The sequence below is a fragment of the Streptomyces aidingensis genome, from assembly GCF_900112355.1.
In the GTDB taxonomy this organism is placed as follows: domain Bacteria; phylum Actinomycetota; class Actinomycetes; order Streptomycetales; family Streptomycetaceae; genus Streptomyces; species Streptomyces aidingensis.
The window spans coordinates 210018-230786 of the sequence record NZ_FOLM01000011.1; the positions used below are offsets into that span (position 1 = coordinate 210018).

Below are 20769 nucleotides of genomic sequence, written 5' to 3' on the forward strand. Positions count from 1 at the left end.
CAATCGGAAGCGGAAGACACCGGAATTGACATGGCAACACTCTGCAGACCGGCCGTGGCCGTGCCGGAACACGTCATCACCCAGGAGGAAACCCTGGAACTGGCGCGCCGCACGCACGCCGAACACCCCCAGCTCCCGCTGGTGCTGCGGCTGATCAGGAACACCGGGGTGCGCACCCGGCACATCGTGCAGCCCATCGACGAGACGCTGCGCCACCCCGGCTTCACCCGCCGCAACGCGGTGTACGAGGCCGAGGCCAAGGCCCGGGTGCCACCCGTCGTCACCCGGGCACTGGCCAACGCCGGAGTCGACCGGCAGGACATCGACCTGATCGTCTATGTGTCCTGCACGGGCTTCATGATGCCCTCCCTCACGGCCTGGCTGATCAACACCATGGGCTTCCGGGACGACACCCGTCAGCTGCCCATCGCCCAGCTGGGCTGCGCGGCCGGCGGTGCCGCCATCAACCGGGCCCATGACTTCTGTCTGGCCTATCCGCACGCCAATGTGCTCATCGTCTCCTGCGAGTTCTGCTCGCTGCTCTACCAGCCGACCGATCTGGGCGTCGGCTCCCTGCTCTCCAACGGGCTGTTCGGTGACGCCGTGTCCTGCGCGGTGGTGCGCGGGCGCGGCGGCACCGGGGTGCGGCTGGAGCGCAACGGCTCACATCTGGTGCCGGACACCGAGGACTGGATCAGCTACGCGGTCCGGGACACCGGCTTCCACTTCCAGTTGGACAAGCGGGTGCCGGCCACCATGGAGATGCTGGCCCCGGCCCTGATCAAGCTGGCCGGACAGCACGAGTGGAGCGCCTCCGGCCTGGACTTCTACATCATCCACGCGGGCGGGCCGCGCATCCTGGACGACCTGTGCCATTTCCTGGAGGTCGAGCCGGAGATGTTCCGCTACAGCCGCACCACGCTGACCGAGCGCGGCAACATCGCCAGCTCGGTGGTCTTCGACGCCCTGGACCGGCTGTTCCGGGACGGCGGGGCCACCGAGTCGGCCCGGGGGGTGATCGCCGGGTTCGGCCCCGGAATCACCGCCGAGATGGTGCTCGGCCGGTGGGCCGTGCAGTCGCCCGCCGAGCCCCTGCTCGACCAGGCCCTGGCGGCGGCGGTCAGCGTAGGCCGGCAGCCGGGCCGGGACGAGCCCGCGGCCACCGCGGGGGCCGCGGCGGCCGGACCGTCCGCGTCCGGGGACCGGCCCGGCTGAGGAGCCGCTCGGCCCGTCGCCCGGGGGCCATGTCACATCCGGGGCCGCCGTTCTGTCCAGGCAGTCGAGGACGCCCATGGACAGGAAGGCAGGCAGTGTCATGGCCCGCATGTCGCTCACCTCGCGGCGCACCCCGCCGGTCCGGCCGGCCGGGCGCTGCTTCCGTCGCCGGTACGGCACGGCCGCGGCCGGCCTGAGCCGCCAGGGGTTCCCGGACTCCGGCGCCGTTCCGCCGGTGTTGCCCGGAACCGGCCCGCAGCGGCCGGTGTGAACCGCCGTACCATCCGGACGATGAGCCGGACGACGAGCGGGGACCAGGGAGACCGCGACCGGACCGCGGTCTTCGAGGAACACCGGGACCGGCTGTTCGGCATCGCCTACCGGATGCTCGGCAGCGTGGCGGATGCCGAGGATTTGGTGCAGGACGCCTGGCTGAAGTGGGCCGGGGTGGACCGTCCGGTGGACCGTCCGGGCGCCTATCTGGCCCGTACGGTCACCAATCTGGCACTCAACCGCCTCGGCTCGGCCGCGGCGCAGCGGGAGCGCTATGTCGGTCCCTGGCTGCCCGAGCCCCTGGTCCGGGCGCCGGATGTGGCGGAGGAGGTGGAGCAGGCCGAATCCGTCTCCCTGGCCATGCTGGTGGTGCTGGAGAGCCTGAGCCCGCTGGAGCGCGCGGTGTTCATCCTGCGGGAGGTGTTCGGCTACCCGCACCGGGAGATCGCCGAGACGGTGGGCCGCAGTGAACAGGCGGTGCGGCAGTTGTCCCGCCGCGCCGCCTCCCATGTGGCGGCGCGGCGCCCCCGCTTCTCCGCCTCGGCGGAGGAGCGGCGCCGGATCACGGCGGAGTTCATGGAGGCCTGTGCGGGCGGCGATCTGCACCGGATGCTGGCCTCGCTCGCCCCCGATGTCGTGCTGTGGTCGGACGGCGGGGGCAAGCGGCAGGCGGCGCTGCGGCCGATCGTGGGCCCGGACAAGGTGGCGCGCTGGATTCTGGGGGTCGGCGCCCGGCTGGGCCCCGCCGAGGTGCGGCCGGTCCTGGTCAACGGCCGGCCCGGCGCGGTGTTCGCGGTGGGCGGGGAGGTGGACAGCGTGGTGGCGGCGGAGGTCTTCGACGGCCGGATCGCCGCCATCCATGTGATCCGCAACCCCGACAAACTCCGCCACGTCCGCCCCTGAGTCCCTGCCGGGTCCCGGCCCGGGCCCGGCCGCATCGAGGGCGGGACCCGGCCGGGTCCCGGCCCTTCACGGGGCGGCGGCGGCCAGCTTGGTGACCGCGCGGCGCAGCTCCTCGGTGCGGCGGCAGAAGGAGAACCGGACCAGCCAGGGCGCCGGGTCGGCGCCCTGGCGGAACGCCGAGGTGGGAATGGCCACCACCCCGGCCAGTCCGGGCAGCTCCCGGCAGAACGTGAAACCGTCGCGATACCCCCAGGGCCGGATGTCGGCCTGCATGAAGTATCCGGACTCGGCCCGGTAGGGACGCAGCCCGGCGGCGGCCAGGCCCTCGCCCAGCAGCGTCCGGTTGCCGCGCAGCAGGCCGCGCAGTTCCCGCGCCCATGGCTCCACCGCGCCCAGCATGTGTGCCAGCGCCCGCTGGTAGGGGGTACCGGAGGCATAGGTGAGGAACTGCTTGACGGAGGTGATCGCGGCAAGGAGCGGCGCGGGGGCGCAGATCCAGCCGACCTTCCAGCCGGTCACATTGAAGGTCTTGCCGGCCGAGGAGATGGTGACCGTCCGGTCCCGCATGCCGGGCAGGGCGGCCAGTGGCAGATGGCTGCCGCCGTCATACACCAGATGCTCGTAGACCTCGTCGGTGACCACGGTCAGGCCGTGATCGCGGCAGAGCGCGGCCACCGCCGCCAGCTCGTCCCGGCGGAGCACCTTGCCGGTGGGATTGTGCGGGCTGTTGAGCACCAGCACGCGGGTGCGGGGGGTGACGGCGGCGCGCAGCGCGTCGGTGTCCAGCGCGAAGCCGTCGCCGTCCGGCACCAGCGGGACGGTGACCAGGGTGGCGCCGCTGAGCCGGGCACCGGCCGGATAGGCGTCATAGGCGGGATCGAGAGTGAGGATCTCGTCGCCGGGGCCGGTGAGCGCCAGCAGTGCGGCGGCCAGCGCCTCGGTGGCGCCGGTGGTGACCAGCACCTCACCGTCCGGGTCGTAGTCCAGGCCGTAGCGGCGCTGCTGGTGGGCGGCGACGGCCTGGCGCAGCTCGGGCAGGCCATGGGCGGGCGGGTACTGGTTGTGCCCGGCCAGCACGGCCTCGGCCACCTCACGCAGCAGGGCGGGCGGGCTGTCCAGGTCGGGCACGCCCTGACCCAGATTGACCGCTCCGGTGCGCCGGGCCAGCTCCGTCATCTCGGTGAAGATGGAGGTGGCGATCCCCGCCCGGCCCGTGCTCCGCCGGCCGCTCTGGTCTTCTGCTGTGCTCTGCTGGCTACCGCTCACGCATCGAAATCTAGCCGCACTTCGGCGGTGAGCGGATGGGACTGGCAGGCCAGCACATAGCCGGCGTCCAGTTCCGCCGGTTCCAGGGCGTAGTTGCGGTCCATATGGACCTCGCCGGAGAGCAGCCTGGCCCGGCAGGTGCCGCACACTCCGCCCTTGCAGGCATAGGGCGCGTCCGGCCGGCCGCGCAGTACGGCGTCCAGCAGGGTTTCGCCGTCCCGGACCGGGAAACTGCCGGAGCGGCCGTCCAGGGTGGCGCTGACCTCGGCATCACGTGCCAACTCCCGGCCGGGCACCGGGGCGGCGGGCGGCAGCGGCGCGTCCTCGGCGTGGAAGAGCTCGGCGTGCACCCGCTCACCCGGAACATCCAGCTTGGCCAGCGCCTGACGGGCGGCGGAGATCAGACCGAGGGGACCGCAGAGATACCAGCCGGTCACCTCGCCCACCGGCAGCAGCCGGGGCAGCAGACCGGCCAGCCGTCCGGCGTCCAGCCGCCCGCCGGCCAGCCCGGCCTGCCGGTCCTCCCGGGTCAGCGCGCTGATCAGCTGGAACCGCCCGGGGTAGCGGTCCTTGAGATCGGCCGTCTCGGTGAGGAACATGGCGGACGCGGCGGTGCGGTCGCTGCGCAGCAGGGTGAACCGGGCGGTGGGCTCGGCGGCCAGCAGGCTGGCGGCCATGGAGAGCACCGGGGTGATGCCGCTGCCGCCGGTGACCGCCGCGAACCTTCCCGGCCGGGGAACCAGGGTGAACCGCCCGGCGGGCGGCATCACCTCCAGGGTGTCGCCCTCGGTGAGCCGGGTGACGGCATAGGAGGAGAAACCGCCCTCGGCGATGCGGCGGATGCCGATGGTCAGTTCCGCCGGGCCGGGCTCCGCCGACCCGGGCGGCGGCGCGGGATTGCAGAGGGAGTAGTTGCGCCGCAGCTCGGTGCCGTCCGGGGTGATATGGCGGATGGTCAGATGCTGGCCGGGGAGAAACCGGAACACCGGCCGCAGTTCCGGCGGGACGGCCAGGGTGAGGGCGACCGTGTCCCCCGCCCCGCCGGGGCCGACGGTCCTCTCGATACGGGCCACGCGCAGCGGATGGAACACCGGCTAGACCTCCTTGACATGGTCGAAGGGCTCCCGGCAGGTGCGGCAGCGGCGCAGCGCCTTGCAGGCGGTGGAGGAGAAGCGGCTGATCAGCTCGGTGTCGGTGGAGCCGCAGCGCGGACAGCGGATGGCCAGGGCCACCGGAACCGGCCCGCGGGCGGGACCGGGCCGCCGGGGCGGTGCGATACCGGCCGCCGCGAGCTTGCGCCGCCCCTCCTCGGTGATGTCGTCGGTGGACCAGGGCGGGCTGAGCACCGTCCGCACCGACACCCGGGCCAGCCGTGGATCGGCGGTGTGCAGGGCCCGGCGGATGTCCTCGGCCATCGCCTCCAGGGCCGGGCAGCCGGTGTAGGTGGGGGTCAGCTCCACCTCGGCGGTCCGGCCGCCGTCCAGCAGCCGCACGTCGCGCAGCACGCCCAGTTCGGCCAGTGAGATCACCGGCAGCTCCGGGTCCGGTACGGCTCCGGCGGCCCGGCGCAGTTCCGCTACGGAGTGTGGTTGCTCCGATGTTTCATGTGAAACATCGCTGCTTGTCCGCGCTGCGGAGCCGGGTGGCCGGTTCACCAGACCGCCCCGGGATGGCTGCGATGGAGATGCTGCATTTCGGCCAGCATCCGTCCGAAGGACTCGGTGTGGACGCCCTGCCGTCCGGCGCCCGCGGACCAGGCGTCGGCGTCCGGCCCCTCCGGCATGGTCAGGGTGGCGCGGGCGAGGATGTCCCCGATGCGTGCCCGCCAGTCCCGGCGCAGCGGCTCCATGGCGATGTCCAGCCCCTCCAGCGGCTGGAACAGTTCCCCGGTGTACCGCCAGAGGGCATCCACGGCCCGCTGCGTCCGGCGGTGGCTCTCCTCGGTGCCGTCACCCAGCCGCAGGGTCCACTGCTCGGCATGGTCCCGGTGGTAGGCGGTCTCCTTGACGGCCTTGGCCGCCACCGCGGCCGGCGGCCCGGTCCCGGTGACGCGGCCGAACAGCAGCTCCTGCCAGACCGAGAAGAACAACTGGCGGGTGATGGTGTGGGCGAAGTCGCCATTGGGCTGCTCCACCAGTTGCAGATTGCGGAACTCCCGCTCCTCGCGCCGGTAGGCAAGCGCGTCCTCGTCGCCCAGCAGTGCGTAGCAGGCCCGGGCCTGACCCAGCAGATCGAGCGAGATATTGGCCAGCGCCAGCTCCTCCTCCAGCTCGGGAGCGTGCCCCAGCCACTCGGCCAGCCGGTGGGAGAGCACCAGGGCATCGTCGGCCAGCGGCAGTGCGGCGGCGACGGCGCTCACAGATGCCTCACCCCTTCCGGGATCTCGTAGAAGGTGGGGTGGCGATAGGGCTTGTCCGCGGCCGGCTCGAAGAACGCGTCCCGCTCATCGGGGGAGGAGGCGGTGATCGCCGCCGCCGGGACCACCCAGACCGAGACGCCCTCGCCGCGCCGGGTGTACAGATCGCGGGCATTGCGCAGCGCCATGACGGCGTCCGGTGCGTGCAGGCTGCCGGCATGGGTGTGGGACAGCCCCCGGCGGCCCCGGACAAAGACCTCCCACAGCGGCCAGTCCCGGCCCGGCTCGGTGTCCGTCATACCGCTCTACCTTCCTTCCGGGCCGGCCGGTGTACCGCCGCCCGCACCGTGCCGGGCGGCATACGCCGCGGCTGCCTCGCGCACCCAGGCGCCTTCCCGGTGTGCCCGGCGGCGCTGCTCCAGCCGCTGGGCGTTGCAGGGACCCTGCCCGCGCAGCACCGCGCGGAACTCCTCCCAGTCGATCGGGCCGTGGTCCCAGTGGCCGCGCTCCTCGTTCCAGCGCAGCTCCGGGTCGGGCAGGGTGAGGCCCAGCGTCTCGGCCTGGGGGACACAGATGTCCACAAACCGCTGGCGCAGCTCGTCATTGGAGTGGCGCTTGATGTTCCAGGCCATGGAGCGGGCGGAGTGCTCGGACTCGGCGTCCGGCGGGCCGAACATCATCAGCGACGGCCACCACCAGCGGTTCACCGCGTCCTGGGCCATGGCGTGCTGCGCCGGGGTGCCGCGGCTGAGGGCGAGCAGCAGTTCATAGCCCTGGCGCTGGTGGAAGGATTCCTCCTTGCAGATCCGCACCATGGCCCGGGCGTACGGCCCGTAGGAGCAGCGGCACAGCGGCACCTGGTTGGTGATCGCCGCACCGTCCACCAGCCAGCCGATGGCACCCACATCGGCCCAGGTGAGGGTGGGGTAGTTGAAGATCGACGAGTATTTCTGCCGTCCGCTGTGCAGCCGGTCGAGCAGTTCCTCGCGGCTCACCCCGAGGGTCTCGGCGGCGCTGTAGAGGTAGAGGCCGTGCCCGGCCTCGTCCTGCACCTTGGCGATCAGGATGGCCTTGCGGCGCAGCGAGGGGGCACGGGTGATCCAGTTGGCCTCCGGCTGCATACCGATGATCTCGGAGTGGGCATGCTGGGCGATCTGCCGGACCAGGGTGGCGCGGTAGGCGTCCGGCATCCAGTCCCGGGGCTCGATCCGCGTCTCGGCGGCCACCGCCCGGTCGAACCGGTCGAGCGCCTGCCGCGCCTCGTCCTGCGGCGGCGCGGCCGGTCCCGGCCCGGCGGGGGCGGTGGCGGGCGGGGTCGGGGCCATCGGCGACCCTCCTCGTGTCTACCGACCGATCGTTCGGTCCAATGGTCAGTGAGTGACGGGGTCGTGTCAAGGCAGGGCCCGGGCGGGTACTGTCGCTGGGCGGCGGGAGGAGGATGCGGAGCGATACCGTGCAGTCGTCACAACCACCAGACGAGTGGGGGAGCCGTCCCAGCATGCAGCCACCCGAAGAACCCCGGGGCCAGGACGACGGGGCCGAGCCTGCCGCCAGCGGCCGGGACGGCGCCGTGTCCCTGGCCGACGAGTCCCCGGAGACGGTGCGGTTCAGCGCCCTGTCCCCGGTTTCCCGGCTGGTCATAGCCGTGGGCGTGGGACTGGCGACCGTCCTGACCAGCTGGCATCTGGCCGCCGCGTTCCTCTTCGTGGCCCCGGAGAACACCGTCACCGGGGAGTACGGCCAGACCATCCGGGACTACATCTATCCGGAGCTGGAACAGAACTGGAAGCTGTTCGCGCCCAACCCGCTGCAGCAGAACGTCGATGTGGAGGTCAGGGCCGAGTACCGGACACCGGACGGCAAGCTGGAGACCACCGAGTGGATCAACCTCTCGGGCATCGACTACGAGCACATCCGGCACAATCTCGCGCCCAGCCACACCGCGCAGAACATGCTCCGCCGCGCCTGGGACTTCTTCGACAACTCCCACACCGACGGCCGGCCCAACGGCATGCGCGGTGAGCTGTCCGGGGCCTATGTCCACCGGATCGCCCTGCTCCGACTGAGCGAGCTGATGGATGTGGACACCGTCGAGCGCCTGCAACTGCGGTCCGCCATCCGCCGCGTCGACGCCCCGCAGTGGAGCGAGGAGAACATCGACACCTCCGCCTCCTACAACGAGCTCGACTGGTGGACGGTCCGGGACAACGACCGGCCCAGCGGCGCCCTGGCCCCCGACAAGCCTGCGGAGGACGAGCAGTGAGCAGCGACAGCGCACGCCACCTTGGTGCGGGCGACCAGGCGGCGGCCGAGGGCGCGGCGCCCGCCGGAAACCGGCAGCCCTCGCCGTTCGCCGGCCTCGGCGAGAAGTTCGACAGTTCCCTGGCCCGCGGCGTCTCCAACATCACCCGCCGCGCCCTCGGGCCGTACCAGACGGCCATCGTGCGCATCGGCTTCGCCTTCGTCTGGCTGGCCTTCATGCTGCGCGAGTTCCCCCACCGGCACGTGCTCTACGGCCCGGACAGCCCCTGGGGGCACGACCTGGCCGTGCGGCTGCTGAACGACAACCATGCCTTCACCGTGCTGTTCTGGTCGGACGACCGGGCCTTCTTCGAGCTGGTCTATCTCCTCGGCATCGCGGTCTGTGTGGCGCTGCTGCTGGGCTGGCGCACCCGCCTGATGACGGTGCTCTTCATGATCACCGTGCTGTCGCTGCAGAACCGCAGCGTCTTCATGGGCGACGGCGGTGACAACGTCGTCCATCTGATGGCCCTCTACCTGGTGCTCAGCCGGTGCAGCCAGGTCTGGTCGCTGGACGCCCGCCGGGCCCGCCGGGCCGCCGAGCGCGGGGTGCCCGCCACCCGCGATCCGGCCGGCGTGCTGCTCTGGGCGCTGTGCGGCCTGGTGCTGGCCCTGGCGCAGCTCACCGGCTTCGCCACCACGCTGGCGCTGTTCGACGAGCACGGCCCCATCCTGTCCTTCTGGGAATTCCCCGGACTGGGCTGGGGCGGCATCTTCTGGGGCCTGTGGCTGATCTACGGCGGATGGTGGGCGGTGCGCCGCTTCGCGCCCGGTGAGCCGCGCCTGGTCGGCGAGATGATCGCCAACATCATCCACAACGCCGGTCTGCTGGTGATCATGGTGCAGGTCTGCATCATCTACTCGGCCGCCGGCTGGTACAAGATCCAGGGCTCGCGCTGGCAGGACGGCACGGCCGTGCACTACCCGCTCAACCTGGACTACTTCACGCCCTGGCCGGACCTCACCGAACAGCTCGGCAACGTCGGCATGCTGGTGATGGTGCTCACCTACGGCACCGTCTTCGTCCAGGTCGCCTTCCCGTTCGCGCTGCTGAACCGCAAGGCCAAGAACATCCTGCTGTTTCTGATGATCGGCGAGCACATCGGCATCGCCCTGCTGCTGGGCCTGCCGTTCTTCTCGCTGGCCATGATCGCCATGGACAGCGTCTTCCTGCCGACCGTCTTCCTGGTGTGGCTGGGCCGGCAGGCCGGCTCCCCGGTGCGGCGCCTGCTCGGCCGCCGGGGCGCCGAACCCGGGACCGCGCCGGCGGCCGGAGCGGCACCGGCCAAGGGCGTCACCGGCGCCGAGGCCCCCGTGCCGCCGCAGGCCGCTCCCGCCGCCGCGCAGCAGGGCGAGCCGCGCATCCCGGCCCAGGCGTCCGCCGAGGACGGCAAGGGCTCCGGCTCCGGCGGTGAGCCCGACGACCGGCGTCCCGCCTGGGCCGACCGCGGATGACCGAGGCACCGCGCCGCTGGCGTGAGCTGGCCGGGCCGGCCGGTGGGGAGCCGGGCGGGAAGACCGTGCTGCTGGACGGCTTCCATGCGCTCAAGCACGCGCTGCGGTTCGGTGCCGACGTACCGCTGGCCCTGGCCGGCGACAAACCGGCCGCCCTCGCACTGGCCCGGGAGCTGGCCCCGGACCTTGCCGGGCGGCTGGAGACCCTGCTCACCCCGGTGGCCCCGGAGGTGCTCGCCACTCTGGTGCCGCGTCCGCATCCCACCGGCGTGGCGGCGCTCGCCGTGCCGGAGCCCCGCCCGGTGCCCGGGCGCCCCCGCCCGGCCCCGCTGGTGGTGCTGGACAACCCCCGCCATCTGGGGAACATCGGCGCGGTGATCCGGCTGGCCGCGGGCTGCGGCGCGGCCGGCGTGCTCACCACCGGCACCGCCGACCCCTGGCATCCGAACGTCATCCGGGCCGCCGCCGGACTGCACTGGGCGATCGCCGTGCACCGGCGCCCGGCGGACCGGCTTCCCGACGGCCCGCTCTACGCCCTGGACCCGGACGGCACCGACCTGCGGGACCTCGCCCTCCCTCCGGACGCCCTGCTGGCCTTCGGCTCCGAACGCCGGGGCCTGTCGGAGGAGCTGCGGGCCCGCGCCGACCGGCTCGTCGCCCTCCCCATGCGGCCCGGCGTCTCCAGCTACAACCTGGCCACCAGCGCCGCCATGACCCTCTACCACTGGCTGGCCGGCCGGCCGCCCGGCCGGTGACGCTCAGGCCGGGCGGCGGATCTCCACAAAGCGGAAGCGGTCCGCCACAAAGGCGGCGTCCGTGTAGGCGGCGTTGGCGGCCGGATTGCCGCCGGAGCCGTGCAGATCGGAGAAGGCCGCGGTCTGGTTGACATACACCCCGCCGGTCAGGTTCAGCGACAGATGGGCGCACTCCGCCAGACACGCCTCCACCAGCTGCCGCTCCACCTCCGGCGAGGTGGTGTACCCGCCGACCGTCATCGCGCCCTGCTCGGCGATGGTGCGCCGCAGCAGCGCGACCGCGTGCTCCGCGGAGTCCACCGCCACCGCGAACGCCACCGGCCCGAAGCACTCCCGGTGATACGCCTCCTCCGCCTCGGGCGCCGCCGCGTCCAGCTTCAGCAGGACCGGGGTGCGCACCGTGGCGCCGGGAAACTCCGGGTGCGCCACCGCCCGTGAGGCCAGCGCCACCTCGCCCAGCGCGGGCGCGCCCGCCACCCGCTCCAGCACCCCGGGACCGACCACCGCCCCCAGCAGGGCGCCGGCCCGGGCGTCGTCCGCCAGCAGCTTCCGCATGGCCGCGGCCAGATCCGCCACCACCTCCTCATAGGACTTGGGGCCCGCGTCGGTGGTGATGCCGCCGCGCGGAATCAGCAGATTCTGTGGCGTGGTGCACATCTGCCCGCTGTAGAGCGAGAGCGAGAACGCCAGATTGGCCAGCATGCCCTGGTAGTCACCGGTGGAGTCGATGACCACCGTGTTGACCCCGGACTTCTCGGTGTACACCCGGGCCTGCACGGCATGCCGCTCCAGCCACTCGCCGAACGCCGAGGAGCCGGTGTAGTCGATGATCCGCACCTCGGGGCGGAGCGCCAGCTCCTTGGCCAGGCCCTCGCCGGGCAGCTCGGCCGCCAGCGCCACCAGATTCGGGTCGAACCCCGCCTCGGCCAGGGTCTCGCGGGCCGCCGCCACGGTCAGCGCCAGCGGCAGCACCGCCCGCGGATGCGGCTTGACCAGCACCGGATTGCCGGTGGCCAGGGAGGCGAAGAGACCCGGATAGCCGTTCCAGGTGGGGAAGGTGTTGCAGCCGATCAGCAGCGCGATGCCGCGCGGCACCGGCACGAACTCCTTGTGCAGCTCCAGCGCGCCGCGCCGGCCCTGCGGCTTGGACCACCCGGCCCGGGCGGGCAGCCTGGTCTGCTCGGCGAAGGCGCAGGCCACCGCCTCCAGCCCGCGGTCCTGGGCATGCGGCCCGCCGGCCTGCACCGCCATGCCGAAAGCCTGACCGGTGGTGTGCATCACGGCATGCGCGATCTCCATCGTCCGCTCGTTCAGCCGGGCCAGGATCTCCAGGCAGACCAGCGCCCGCACGGCCGGGCCGGCCGCCCGCCACCCGGCCGACGCGGCCCGCATGGCGGGCAGCAGCACCTCCGGATCGGGATGCGGATAGCCGATCTCCAGCGCGAAGCCGTACGGCGACTCCTCGCCGCCCGGCCAGCCGTCCGTGCCCGGCTGATCGGCCAGGGCCCGGAACCGCCCGCCGCGCAGCGACTCGAACGCCGCCCGGCCGCGCGCCGCGCCGTCCTCGCCGTACGCCTTGGGGGATTCCGGGTAGGCCGACCAGTAGGCGCGGCTGCGCACCGCCGCCACCGCGTCGTCCAGCGTCTGCCGGTGGCGCTCCGCCAGCGTCTCCGCGGTCAGCCCGGCCCCTGTCCGGGCCTTCCCCGCGGCGCCCGCTGCGCTCTCCTGTGCGGTCTCGTCTGCGGTGTTCACGGCGGTGTTCACGGCGGTGTTCATGGACGGGCGTCTCCTCGTCGGGTCGATGCCTTCTCCGCGGCCGGAGCGGACCGCACCGGACGGACTGGAAAGACCGGGCAACGTGATCGATACTGCTACCGAACGATCGGTCGGGGCAAGAGGGCCTGACGGCCCCTGTGGAAAACTCCACCCGTCCGGAATGATGACGCCCGATGACCATGGCAGCAGACAATCGCCCGGCGAACGCGGTCCCCCGAACGGCGAACCGCGACCCGTACACGCCGCAGACCCTCCTCGAAGTCGCCGTGGAGGTCTTCAACGAGCGCGGCTACGACGGCACCTCCATGGAGCACCTGTCCCGTGCCGCGGGCATCTCCAAGTCGTCGATATACCACCATGTGCGCAGCAAGGAGGAGCTGCTGCGCCGGGCCGTCAGCCATGCCCTGGACGGCCTGTTCGCCGTGCTGGACGAGCCGGCCGCCCGGCACGGCCGGGCCGTCGACCGGCTGGAGCACGTCACCCGCCGCACCACCCTGACGCTGATCGAGCGCCTGCCCTATGTGACTCTGCTGCTGCGGGTGCGCGGCAACACCGGCACCGAGCGCTGGGCCCTGGAACGCCGCCGCGAGTTCGACCACCGCGTCGCCGAGCTGCTCAGACAGGCCGTGTCCGAGGGCGATCTGCGCGCCGATGTGGATGTCCGGCTGGCCACCCGGCTGCTGTTCGGCATGATCAATTCCATTGCGGAGTGGTACCGCCCGGGCCGCGGCGACGCCGCCTCCGCCCAGGAGATCACCGAGGCCGTGGTCACCACCGCGTTCGGCGGGCTACGGCTCCGGCAGTAGATCCGTCTCCTCGAACACCAGCAGGGTGCGGGTGCTGATCACCTCCGGGATCGCCTGGAGCCGGGTCAGCACCAGCTCGCGCAGCGCCCGGTTGTCCGCCGTGTGGACCAGCAGCAGCACATCGAAATCGCCGCTCACCAGGGCGATGTGCGCGGCGCCCGGCAGCTGTTCCAGCTTGGCCCGCACCGTGCGCCAGGAATCCTGGACGATCTTGAGCGTGATGTACGCCGAGGCCCCCTGGCCGGCCTTCTCATGGTTTATCCGCGCGGCGAAGCCGCGTATCACCCCCGTCTCCACCAGCCGGTTGATCCGTGCGTAGGCGTTCGCCCGGGAGATGTGCACCTGCTCGGCTATCGCCCGTACCGACGCCCGGCCGTCCGCCTGGAGCAATCGCACAATCGTTCTGTCAATGGGATCGAGCGGCCTGATCGGCCGATCGGCCCCGTTCGGAGCCATCTGGTCGTCCGGCATGCGCTGCGCCCTCCCCTCCGTGGACATCCTGCCTGCCGGGCAGGCGCTCCGGAACCACCCGTCCACAGGACATCCACAGGCGTAGCCAAAATGCGTCATCAACCGAACAATCGGTAGGGAGCGCCGCACCCACCGGCGCCGCACCCGCACGCAGCCTCGACCAGGAGGTGCCCGCCATGACGGTGCTGGAGCACACCGGCTACCGCCCCGCCCCGCCCCCCGGCTGGCAGCCGCGCACCGACCCCGCGCCGCTGCTGCCCGAGCCCGAGCCCTACCGGCTGCTGGGCACCGGCGCCGAGCCCGCCACCCCCGGCCTGTGGCGTGAGCTCTACCGCCGGCTGGTGCTCGGCCGCCGCTACAACGAGCAGGCCACCGCACTCACCCGGCAGGGGCGGCTGGCCGTCTACCCCTCCTCCGCCGGTCAGGAGGCGTGCCAGACCGCCGCCGCCCTGGCCCTGCGCCCGGACGACTGGCTCTTCCCCAGCTACCGCGACACCCTGGCGGTGGTCGCCCGCGGCGTCGATCCGGTGCAGGCGCTCAGCCTGCTGCGCGGCGACCGGCACAGCGGCTACGACCCGCACCGGCACCGCGTCGCACCCCTGTGCACCCCGCTGGCCACCCAGCTTCCGCACGCCGTCGGCCTGGCCCACGCCGCCCGGCTGTGCGGGGACGAGGTGGCCGCGCTGGCCCTGGTCGGCGACGGCGGCACCTCCGAGGGGGACTTCCACGAGGCGCTCAACTTCGCCGCGGTCTGGCAGGCCCCGGTGGTGTTCCTGGTGCAGAACAACGGCTTCGCCATCTCCGTCCCGCTCGCCAAGCAGACCGCCGCGCCCAGCATCGCCCACAAGGCGGTGGGATACGGCATGCCCGGCCGCCTGGTCGACGGCAACGACGCCCCCGCCGTCCACCAGGTCCTGACCGAGGCCCTGGACCGGGCCCGCTCCGGCGGCGGCCCCGCTCTGATCGAGGCCCTCACCTACCGCCTCGACGCCCATACCAACGCCGACGACGCCTCCCGCTACCGCGACGAGGAGGAGGTCGCCGCCTGGCGCGGCCATGATCCGCTCCGTCTCCTGGAGGAGGAACTCCGCCGGCGCGGCGAACTCACCGACGAACTCGTCGCCGAGGCCCGTACCGCCGCCGAGTCCTTCGCCGCCGGCCTCCGCGAGCGGATGCACGCCGATCCCCGGCCCGACGCGGCATCCCTCTTCGACCATGTCTACGCCGAACCCACCGCGCAGCTCCGCGCCCAGCACAGCCGCCTGCGGGCGGAACTCGCCGCCGAGGCGGAAGCCGCGTCCGCCCCGGGCGGCGGCACCGGCCCGGGGAGGGATGCCGCATGACCGCCGCCCCGGCCTCCCGCACCTCCCCGGACGCGCCCGCCCCGGCCGGCACCCGCCCGGTCACCATGGCCCAGGCCCTCAACCGCGCCCTGCGCGACGCCCTCGCCGCCGACCCCGCCGTGCACATCCTCGGCGAGGACGTCGGCACCCTCGGCGGCGTCTTCCGCATCACCGACGGCCTGGCCGCCGAATTCGGCGACCGGCGCTGCACCGACACCCCGCTCGCCGAGGCAGGCATTCTCGGCACCGCCGTCGGCATGGCCATGTACGGACTCCGCCCGGTGGTCGAGATGCAGTTCGACGCCTTCGCCTACCCCGCCTTCGAGCAGCTCGTCTCGCATGTCTCCCGGATGCGCAACCGCACCTCCGGCGCACTTCCGCTGCCGCTGACCGTGCGCATCCCCTACGGCGGCGGCATCGGCGGAGTGGAACACCACAGCGACTCCTCCGAGGCCTACTACATGGCCACCCCCGGCCTGCACGTGGTCACCCCGGCCACCGTGGCCGACGCCTACGGCCTGCTGCGCCGGGCCATCGCCTCCGACGACCCGGTCGTCTTCCTGGAACCCAAGCGGCTCTACTGGTCCAAGGCCCCGCTCGACCTGGACCAGCCCCCGGCCGCCCTGCCCTTCGGCCGCGCCGCCGTCCCCCGCACCGGCACCAGCGCCACCCTCATCACCTACGGCCCCTCCCTGCCGGTCTGCCTGGAAGCGGCCGAGGCCGCCCGCGCCACCGAGGGCTGGGAGCTGGAGGTCATCGACCTGCGCACCCTCGTCCCGTTCGACGACGACACCGTCTGCGACTCGGTCCGCCGCACCGGCCGGGCCGTCGTGGTCCACGAGGCCACCGGCTTCGCCGGCCCCGGCGCCGAGATCGCCGCCCGGGTCACCGAAGGCTGCTTCCACTATCTGCAAGCCCCGGTGCTGCGCGTCACCGGCTTCGACATCCCCTATCCCCCGCCCATGCTGGAGGGGCACCATCTCCCCGGCGTGGACCGCATCCTGGACGCCGTGGCCCGCCTGCAATGGGAAGCCGACTGGATCCCGGGAACGGAAGGCCGCCCCCATGCCTGAAGTCCGCGAATTCCGCCTCCCCGACCTCGGCGAGGGCCTCACCGAAGCCGAAATCGTCCGCTGGCTGGTCGCCGTCGGTGACATCGTCACGGTCGACCAGCCCGTGCTGGAAGTCGAGACCGCCAAGGCCCAGGTCGAAGTCCCCTGCCCCTACGCGGGCGTGGTCACCTCCCGCCACGGTGAGGAGGGCCAGCAGATCCCCGTCGGCACCCCCCTGATCACCATCGCCTCCGCCCCCGTCCCCGACGGCGCGCCCGGCTCCTCGGGCTCCTCGGGCACCTCGGGCAACGTTCTGGTCGGATACGGCACCGCCGCGACCGCGGCCCCCGCCGTCCGCCGCCGCCGGACCCCGCCCCTGACCGGCACCGTGCCCCTGACCTCCGGCCGGCCCGCCCCCGCCGCCGGCCCGACCGCGGTGATCTCTCCGCTGGTCCGCCGCCTCGCCCGGGAACGCGGTATCGACCTGCACACCCTGCGCGGCTCCGGCCCCGGCGGACTGATCCTCCGCGCCGACCTCGACCGGGCGACCCGCCCCGAGCCCGGCCCCGAGCCCGCCGCCGCCACCCGCATCCCGCTGCGCGGCACCGCCGGCGCCGCGGCCGCCAAGCTCACCCGCAGCCGGGCCGAAATCCCCGACGCCACCTGCTGGGTGGACGCCGACGCCACCGAACTGCTCGCGGCGCGCCAGGCCCTGGGCGAACCCCGGATCTCCCTGCTCGCCCTGCTGGCCCGCATCTGCATCGCGGCTCTTGCCACCCACCCCCGGCTCAACGCCTCGGTCGACACCGCGGCGCGGGAGATCGTCGTCCACCCCGACATTCACCTGTCCCTCGCCACCCAGACCGACCGCGGCCTGCTGGTGCCCGTCGTCCGCAACGCCGGAACCCGCACCCTCCAGCAACTGCACGACGAGATCGGCCGCCTCACCGAAGCCGCCCGCACCGGCCGCCTCACCCCCGCCGACCTCACCGGAGGCACCTTCACCCTGAACAACTACGGAGTCTTCGGCGTGGACGGCTCCACGCCGATCATCAACCACCCCGAGGCCGCCATGCTCGGCGTCGGCCGCATCGCCGAGAAGCCCTGGGCACATCAGGGCCGGCTCGCCCTGCGCCAGGTGGTCCAGCTCTCCCTCACCTTCGACCACCGGGTGTGCGACGGCGGCACGGCCGGGGGCTTCCTCCGCGAGGTGGCCGACACCATCGAATCCCCTGCCCGCCTCCTCCGCCATCTCCGGCCCGCGGCCATCTCCGGCGCGCACCATCCCTAACCCGCCCGCAGCCGGTCCCGGAGCCGGGCGGACATCCGCGCGGAGACGTCGAGCAGCGCCTCGGCGAACCTTCCCCGCAGCTGCGCGTCCGGCGCACCGGGACGCTGGACCAGCGCGGTGGCGCGCACCGCGGCCGGGTCGTCGATCCGGACCACCGCGACCGCCGGGGGCAGCGCGGGCACGGCGAGCCCGGGAACCACCGTCACGCCCAGCCCGGCGGCGACGAGACCGAGCTTGGCCGTCCAGTCCCGTGCCACAACCGCGATCTCCGGCCGGAACACCCCGTCACTCCACCCGGCCAGCAGGGTCTTTCCCGGATCGGAGCTTCCGGCGATCCACCGTTCGCCCCGCAGCATCCGGGCGGTGACGCCGGTACGGCCGGCCAGCGGATGCTGCGCCGCCACCGCGACCAGCAGCGGGTCCTCCGGCAGCGGCAGCAGTTCCAGCCCCGCCGGCACCGCCGGCCCCGCCACGCCCTCGGGCAGGTTCACCACCGCGAGATCCAGGCGCTCCCGCGCCACGGCGCGCAGCAGTTGCCCGCTCATCCCCTCGCGCAGCATCACCCGGGCATCCGGTTCCTCCCCGGCAAGCACGGCCATCGCCCCCGGGACCAGAGCCGCGAGGGCGGTGGAAAAGGCGCCGACGCGCAGCCGGCCGGGGGGACGGCGCTCGCCCAGTCCCCGCAGCTCATGGCGGGCCGCATCCAGTGCGCCGAGCACGGCGTCGGCGTGCCGGAGCAGGACCCGGCCCGCCTCGGTCGGCCGTACGCCCCGGGTATGGCGCTCGAACAGCGCCCGGCCCACCGCCTTTTCCAGCAGCGCGATCTGACGCGAAACCGCCGACTGCGTGTAGCCCAGGTTCTCGGCGGCGGTGGAGAACGAGCCGTGCCGGGCCGCCGCACGCAGCACGCGCAGCCCCGGGAGGGTGAACTCAGTCATGCGCAGAACTCATATCAGGCATGCCAGACTTTCGCTGGTCGAATGCCTCAGCCGTTTCTAGCCTGGTCCGCATGAGTGCTGAGGAGAACAGGAAACTGCTCGAAGAGGTCTTCGCCCAGATGGCCCGGGGAAACACACGCGCGATGAGCGACGCCATGGCCGACGACTTCCGGTGGACCTTCCCCGGGAACTGGACATGGTCGGGGAGCTGGGAGCCGAAGTCGGCCGTCCTCGCGGAACTGCTGCGGCCCCTGATGGAACAGTTCGCCGACTACCGCTGCACCGCGGACTCCATCGTGGCGGAAGGCGACCACGTCGTGGTGCAGGCCCGCTCCGAGGCCACCACCACGGGCGGCGAGCGGTACGACCAGACCTACTGCTTCGTCTTCCGGGTCGCCGGCGGACGCCTCGCCGAAGTCGTCGAGCACTGCGACACGGCCCTGGCCGAGCGGGTCCTCACCCCGCCGCGACCGCGGCCGGAGCCCTCCGCCGGGTGCTAGGAGCCGGCCGTCCGACTGTGGCGGAGCAGGGCGTAGACCGGCAGGGAGAACCAGCACAGCGCGAACCACAACGTGACGCCGCCGACCACCCAGTACGCCGCCGAACTTTCCAGTACGAACAGCGAGACCAGCAGCATCGCGCAGACGACCGTGCACAGCAGCAGGAACAGCCCGATGATCGTCAGCTTCGACGCCCATTCCACCGTCTCGGGCTTCAGCCGCCGCCCGGTCACGAAGCGGTGCAGCACCACCGGCGCGATCAGCGCACCCGTCGATCCCGCACCCAGCATCAGCGTCAGGACGTACAGCCGCACCTCGTTCTGCGTGAGCTCGGTGAAGCGCGGCGCAAAGGCCGCCGTCAGCAGAAACGCCAGCAGGATCTGGACGCCGGTCTGGGCGACCCGCACCTCCTGGAGCAGTTCGTTCCAGCGCCGGTCCGCACGCTGCTCCGGCGTCTCGTTGCGCCCGTACGCCACCACGCCCTGGCACCTCCGCCGTTGTCCGCCGTCGTCCGGATGAACCAATGAAGGCAGCGTAACCGCTCAGAATCATTGAAAACCTGACAAACAGACAGTCGAGGGGCACCGCGGGGCGGGGCGGCGCACGGGACGCACACACCCCGGCCGAAGGCTCAGGACACCGCCAGGCTCAGGACACCGTCAGCACCAGCTTGCCCCGCACGTGCCCCTCCTGGCTCACCCGCCACGCCTCGGCGGCCTCCGCCAGCGGGAACGTTCCGCCGACCGGGACCGTCAGGCGCCCCGCGTCCGCGAGCCGGCCCAGCTCCGCCAGGCCCTCCGCGTCCGGCCGCACCCATACGTACTCACCGCCCAGCTCCGTCACTCCGGGATCGACGATGGACACCAGCCGCCCGGGGCCCGACCTCAGCAGCGGCAGCGAGGCCTCGGCCGCACCCGCGCCGGCGAAGTCCAGCGCCGCGTCCACACCGTCCGGCGCCAGCGCCCGCACCCGCTCCGCCAGCCCCTCGCCGTAGACCACCGGTTCGACCCCCAGACCGCGCAGAAACTCGTGGTTGCGCTCGCTCGCCGTACCGATCACCCGGGCCCCCGAGGCCACCGCGAGCTGCGCGGCCAGCGCTCCCACGCCGCCGGACGCGGCATGAATCAGCACGGTTGCCGCCGGCTCCCCCGGCCCCGGAACTCCCGCGCGCCGCAGCGAACGCTGCGCGGTGAGCCCGGCCAGCGGCAGCCCCGCCGCCTGCTCCCAGCTCAGTGACTCCGCCTTGCGTGCCACCATCCGCACATTCGCCGACACCAGCTCCGCGTAGGTGCCGTGCTCGACCTGGTCCTTGCGCACATAGGCGACCACCTCGTCGCCGGCCCGGAACTCCGGCACATCCAGGCCCACCCGTTCCACCACCCCGGCCACATCCCAGCCGGGGACCAGGGGGAAGTGCGTCACCATCAGCGGATCCAGATTGCCGGCCGCCAGCTTCCAGTCGACCGGGTTGACCCCCGCGGCCTTCACCCGGATCAGCACCTCCCCCGGAGCCACCTTCGGTTCCGGCAGTTCCACCGGTCCGAGCGCCTCCGGGCCGCCGTACGTCTGCAGTGCCATTGCGTTCATGCTCATGCCCTCGGCAACGATGGCCCGGCCAGACTCATTCCGGCGCGGGCCGAGGCACATCCGAGTGGCCCCCGAGGAGCCGGTTTGACGCTGCTGCCCGGCACCCCGTAAAGTTCCTCAGGCTGTCGGGGACCTCCACGGGTCCCGACGCACTTCTCGCCACCCGCTGTGTGGCACCACCGCTCAGATCACCCCGGACGGGACTGCTTCGGCACGCGTATTGCCGCACGCCGAATTGGACCCGCCCCCCGATTTTGTCCGGGCCGGGTGAATGCTCTACGGTGGTGAACACGCCGGAGGGCGAAAACTCGGCAACAAACCCCGCCGGCCGGGGCACATTCGGTCCAGATCGAATGTGATAGCGTCGGAAGCACCGAAACGGAAGAAACACCCGGAGGGATTCCCGAGAGGGATACCGATGGCAGTGTCCGTTCCTTGAGAACTCAACAGCGTGCCAAAAGTCAACGCCAGATATTTGGCA

21 protein-coding genes are annotated in these 20769 nt (G+C 72.7%); 10 read left to right on the top strand and 11 right to left on the bottom strand.

Annotation, left to right across the window (positions count from 1 at the left end; all coding sequences use genetic code 11):
• Positions 1-30 precede the first annotated feature (30 nt).
• Both BM242_RS20105 and BM242_RS20110 read left to right on the top strand, forming a co-directional pair.
• Positions 31-1215, top strand: coding sequence for a type III polyketide synthase (locus BM242_RS20105; protein WP_093840252.1), 1185 nt, complete (start codon positions 31-33; stop codon positions 1213-1215).
• 291 nt (positions 1216-1506) lie between these two features.
• Positions 1507-2391 (top strand): RNA polymerase sigma-70 factor, encoded by an 885-nt coding sequence (locus BM242_RS20110; RefSeq protein WP_093840299.1) that lies wholly within the window; start codon positions 1507-1509, stop codon positions 2389-2391.
• A gap of 66 nt (positions 2392-2457) precedes the next feature.
• Here BM242_RS20110 and BM242_RS20115 read toward each other — a convergent pair whose 3' ends face one another.
• From BM242_RS20115 to paaA, 6 genes are all read right to left on the bottom strand, one after another.
• The gene (locus BM242_RS20115; RefSeq protein WP_093840253.1) at positions 2458-3567 is read right to left on the bottom strand and encodes an aminotransferase class I/II-fold pyridoxal phosphate-dependent enzyme; all 1110 of its coding nucleotides are present in this window, start codon (positions 3565-3567) and stop codon (positions 2458-2460) included.
• A gap of 86 nt (positions 3568-3653) precedes the next feature.
• The gene (locus tag BM242_RS20120) at positions 3654-4748 is read right to left on the bottom strand and encodes a 2Fe-2S iron-sulfur cluster-binding protein (protein ID WP_093840254.1); all 1095 of its coding nucleotides are present in this window, start codon (positions 4746-4748) and stop codon (positions 3654-3656) included.
• 3 nt (positions 4749-4751) lie between these two features.
• The gene (paaD, locus tag BM242_RS20125; protein ID WP_245834311.1) at positions 4752-5228 is read right to left on the bottom strand and encodes a 1,2-phenylacetyl-CoA epoxidase subunit PaaD; all 477 of its coding nucleotides are present in this window, start codon (positions 5226-5228) and stop codon (positions 4752-4754) included.
• A gap of 80 nt (positions 5229-5308) precedes the next feature.
• Positions 5309-6016, bottom strand: a complete 708-nt coding sequence (gene paaC, locus BM242_RS20130) for a 1,2-phenylacetyl-CoA epoxidase subunit PaaC (protein ID WP_093840256.1) — start codon at positions 6014-6016, stop codon at positions 5309-5311.
• The gene (gene paaB / locus BM242_RS20135; protein WP_093840257.1) at positions 6013-6312 is read right to left on the bottom strand and encodes a 1,2-phenylacetyl-CoA epoxidase subunit PaaB; all 300 of its coding nucleotides are present in this window, start codon (positions 6310-6312) and stop codon (positions 6013-6015) included. Before paaB ends, paaC begins: the two co-directional genes overlap by 4 nt.
• 6 nt (positions 6313-6318) lie before the next feature.
• Positions 6319-7338: a 1,2-phenylacetyl-CoA epoxidase subunit PaaA gene (paaA, locus tag BM242_RS20140; RefSeq protein ID WP_093840258.1), complete on the bottom strand. Its 1020-nt coding sequence runs from the start codon at positions 7336-7338 to the stop codon at positions 6319-6321.
• 173 nt (positions 7339-7511) lie between these two features.
• On the opposite strand from paaA, the gene BM242_RS20145 reads away from it, so the two are divergent.
• From BM242_RS20145 to BM242_RS20155, 3 genes are read left to right on the top strand one after another with little or no spacing between them, the layout of a single operon-like run.
• Positions 7512-8276: a DUF5819 family protein gene (locus BM242_RS20145; protein WP_093840259.1), complete on the top strand. Its 765-nt coding sequence runs from the start codon at positions 7512-7514 to the stop codon at positions 8274-8276.
• Positions 8273-9769 carry an HTTM domain-containing protein gene (locus BM242_RS20150; protein ID WP_217652546.1) on the top strand — a complete coding sequence of 499 codons (1497 nt, stop codon included), beginning with the start codon at positions 8273-8275 and terminating at the stop codon, positions 9767-9769. Before BM242_RS20145 ends, BM242_RS20150 begins: the two co-directional genes overlap by 4 nt.
• Positions 9766-10524 (top strand): TrmH family RNA methyltransferase, encoded by a 759-nt coding sequence (locus BM242_RS20155; RefSeq protein WP_093840260.1) that lies wholly within the window; start codon positions 9766-9768, stop codon positions 10522-10524. Before BM242_RS20150 ends, BM242_RS20155 begins: the two co-directional genes overlap by 4 nt.
• 3 nt (positions 10525-10527) lie before the next feature.
• Here the strand turns inward: BM242_RS20155 and paaN are convergent, their stop codons facing one another.
• Positions 10528-12300, bottom strand: coding sequence for a phenylacetic acid degradation protein PaaN (gene paaN / locus BM242_RS20160; RefSeq protein WP_093840261.1), 1773 nt, complete (start codon positions 12298-12300; stop codon positions 10528-10530).
• A gap of 173 nt (positions 12301-12473) precedes the next feature.
• Here paaN and BM242_RS20165 point away from each other — a divergent pair, with 173 nt between their 5' ends.
• Positions 12474-13106 carry a TetR/AcrR family transcriptional regulator gene (locus BM242_RS20165; protein WP_245834296.1) on the top strand — a complete coding sequence of 211 codons (633 nt, stop codon included), beginning with the start codon at positions 12474-12476 and terminating at the stop codon, positions 13104-13106.
• Here BM242_RS20165 and BM242_RS20170 read toward each other — a convergent pair.
• Entirely contained in the window at positions 13089-13577 is a 489-nt protein-coding gene (locus BM242_RS20170) for an Lrp/AsnC family transcriptional regulator (RefSeq protein ID WP_093840262.1), read from the bottom strand. The two genes, BM242_RS20165 and BM242_RS20170, sit on opposite strands and share 18 nt — an antisense overlap.
• Before the next feature lie 176 nt (positions 13578-13753).
• On the opposite strand from BM242_RS20170, the gene pdhA reads away from it, so the two are divergent.
• Genes pdhA through BM242_RS20185 form a run of 3 tightly spaced genes read left to right on the top strand, consistent with a single transcriptional unit; the run spans position 13754 to position 17263 of the window.
• Positions 13754-14920 carry a pyruvate dehydrogenase (acetyl-transferring) E1 component subunit alpha gene (pdhA, locus tag BM242_RS20175; protein ID WP_093840263.1) on the top strand — a complete coding sequence of 389 codons (1167 nt, stop codon included), beginning with the start codon at positions 13754-13756 and terminating at the stop codon, positions 14918-14920.
• On the top strand, positions 14917-15993 hold the full coding sequence (locus tag BM242_RS20180; protein ID WP_093840264.1) for an alpha-ketoacid dehydrogenase subunit beta: 1077 nt from the start codon (positions 14917-14919) through the stop codon (positions 15991-15993). Before pdhA ends, BM242_RS20180 begins: the two co-directional genes overlap by 4 nt.
• Entirely contained in the window at positions 15986-17263 is a 1278-nt protein-coding gene (locus tag BM242_RS20185) for a dihydrolipoamide acetyltransferase family protein (RefSeq protein ID WP_093840265.1), read from the top strand. Before BM242_RS20180 ends, BM242_RS20185 begins: the two co-directional genes overlap by 8 nt.
• Here the strand turns inward: BM242_RS20185 and BM242_RS20190 are convergent.
• Complete coding sequence (locus tag BM242_RS20190; RefSeq protein WP_093840266.1) at positions 17260-18201, bottom strand: LysR family transcriptional regulator; 942 nt, start codon at positions 18199-18201, stop codon at positions 17260-17262. The two genes, BM242_RS20185 and BM242_RS20190, sit on opposite strands and share 4 nt — an antisense overlap.
• Before the next feature lie 71 nt (positions 18202-18272).
• On the opposite strand from BM242_RS20190, the gene BM242_RS20195 reads away from it, so the two are divergent.
• Positions 18273-18701, top strand: coding sequence for a nuclear transport factor 2 family protein (locus BM242_RS20195; RefSeq protein ID WP_093840267.1), 429 nt, complete (start codon positions 18273-18275; stop codon positions 18699-18701).
• Here the strand turns inward: BM242_RS20195 and BM242_RS20200 are convergent.
• Positions 18698-19180, bottom strand: a complete 483-nt coding sequence (locus tag BM242_RS20200; RefSeq protein WP_093840268.1) for a DUF6328 family protein — start codon at positions 19178-19180, stop codon at positions 18698-18700. The two genes, BM242_RS20195 and BM242_RS20200, sit on opposite strands and share 4 nt — an antisense overlap.
• Positions 19181-19349: 169 nt before the next feature.
• The gene (locus BM242_RS20205; RefSeq protein WP_093840301.1) at positions 19350-20288 is read right to left on the bottom strand and encodes an NADP-dependent oxidoreductase; all 939 of its coding nucleotides are present in this window, start codon (positions 20286-20288) and stop codon (positions 19350-19352) included.
• Positions 20289-20769 lie beyond the last annotated feature (481 nt).